General features: G+C 61.0%; 2 protein-coding genes. Both read right to left on the bottom strand.

The features are described 5' to 3' along the window. Nucleotides 1–459 precede the first annotated feature (459 nt). Nucleotides 460–1,449, bottom strand: a complete 990-nt coding sequence (locus G6024_RS13680) for a hypothetical protein (protein ID WP_159148945.1) — start codon at nucleotides 1,447–1,449, stop codon at nucleotides 460–462. A 352-nt stretch (nucleotides 1,450–1,801) separates the two neighbouring features. After that, the coding region (locus tag G6024_RS16425; RefSeq protein WP_206683391.1) for a hypothetical protein at nucleotides 1,802–2,011 on the bottom strand (210 nt) is incomplete at its 5' end.

A 2,011-nucleotide genomic window follows, 5' to 3' on the forward strand; every position in this document is an offset into this window, starting at 1 on the left:
GCGTGCGAGACCACGCCCGACCCGTCCGCACTCACCTTCAACCGCCGAAATGACGCGCTAGACTTCACCCGGGAAGTGCTCCTTGGACTGAACCGATGTGGACCTTATTTAAGTCACATCATCCCAGTTCAGGAGCACTTCCCACGTCATTTCCGGGCCCAGATCTAACTTTCCACGTGAAGGCCGAGGCTAGCCCTCTCGCAGGGCTCACTCGAGCATTGTGTTCACCGCTGGCGCCCTTCGCTGCGCCAAGTGTAATAGCCGGCTCCGATAGAGCCAACGACTAGCACTGTCACTCCCGTCGCTGCACCGCTGTTTTGCCACCCAATATGAGTGACCAGCGCCACGATTGCGAAGGGGATCGACGCGGCGAGGATCATGGCTATCGCTCGCAGTACCCGCATGGCCTTGCTTCGATCTTCGCGCACAAGGGGGATCACCAATCTAGAGACGGTTGAGCTAGTCGCAGTGGCCCACGTGATTGACCGGGTACATGGTTCCAGAAGACGGGAGGATCCGGGTCTGGCAGCACCAGTTCGCATGCCATTGCGGGGGCAACCGCAGGATGTTGATCAGCGTAAGAACCGTGAGGCCGGGAGCGGCCCTGCAGATCATCCCCACGACCCAACCCCAACCGCCAACTCGGTTGGCAACTTCGCATATTGTCCACCACGAAGCGGCTCCCGTGGCAAGAAGCGCTGACCTGAACGCATTTGCTTCCCAGCCCCACATGCTGAGATAGACGCCAAAACCGAAGGTCAGTTTTGGGTCGGCGACAACTTCAGAGTCGTTGTCTCCGCGGTCAAGCACCTGGGTGACGGTGTTGCCCTGCACTACGTAGTGCGTGGGCACTACATCGCCATCACGGTCGATTGCCCAGGGCGCTTCGATGAAATCGCGCACCTCGATCGTGGCGGACTCGGGCATGTCCGCCCCGCTGCTTTCCGCGCCCTCTGTGATTAGCAGGGAAACGCCGCCGCCCTCATTGGACTTTAATTCGGTTCCCGGCGGCATGGTGAAGGACCACTTGGCTTGCTCGGCGCCTCCAGGAATCACGGCGTAGCCCGATACTGTCCGGTCAGCGTTCTCGCTCAGAACTCGATTCCCGGAGACCATGTGATCGCCGTCCCTGGTGAACGAGCTTCGTTCGTCACCGCCGGTCATGATGATATCCCCGGCCACTGTGGTGACCACAGCACCGCGGGCGTCGGTCCGAATGTCTTGCACGAATCCTTCGTTGCCTCGGAGGTCCTGCGCAGAACGAGCTGCAGAAGGACTCCGTTGCACAAGTTCAAGGGCACGAGTTTCGGCCGTTTCGACGGTTTCAACAAGTGCTTGTGGAGTGGGGGAGATCTGGCTGTTTTCGACTGGGTCCGCGTTGGCGAACGCCGGCGCCATGAGCCCGACGCACATGGCGGCAGCCGCAGTCATGGAAAGTGCCTTTTTCATTTGTGCCCTCTCAGATCGGAAGGTGTCTGCGCCGCCCACCGCGAGCGTTTGCAGAATTACCTTTAAAGGTCCGAAGCTGGGCCAGCAATAAGGGTTGAGATGATCCCGATACTGGCCTACGGCATGTCTGGCGATAACGGGCGAATGCTCATGTGAGTGAGTGTGACATGGGTAACAGGGCCTGTGGGCCACTTTCCTTTTTTAGCCCTTCAACTCGACAGTGGCGGAGCGTCATTGACCGTCCGAAGCCGAGAAGTAGCATCGGGCGCGCTGAGTAGCCGAGCAAGCAGGCGAAGGGGCGGTTCCTCAGAGCTCCTACGTTGGCACCTCGTCGTGGCCGGCCTCCCAGCCGTCAGCCCCGACTAGCCTCGCCTAGCCTCGGCCTTTCATGGGCGGGTGGTCGGAGCTGCTGATCGCTGACGTTGAGCGATTCTGAGCGCACCGCAGGTAGGTGCTCGGCGTCAACTCGGTCCAGCACCCGCCACGCGGTGGGCATCGAGGCCACCGGCCCGAACACGCCCTCCCGATCGCCCAGGACCCCGATCCCGGTGATCGCGTCCGC

The sequence above is a fragment of the Dietzia maris genome (genome assembly GCF_014144855.1).
GTDB lineage: Bacteria > Actinomycetota > Actinomycetes > Mycobacteriales > Mycobacteriaceae > Dietzia > Dietzia kunjamensis.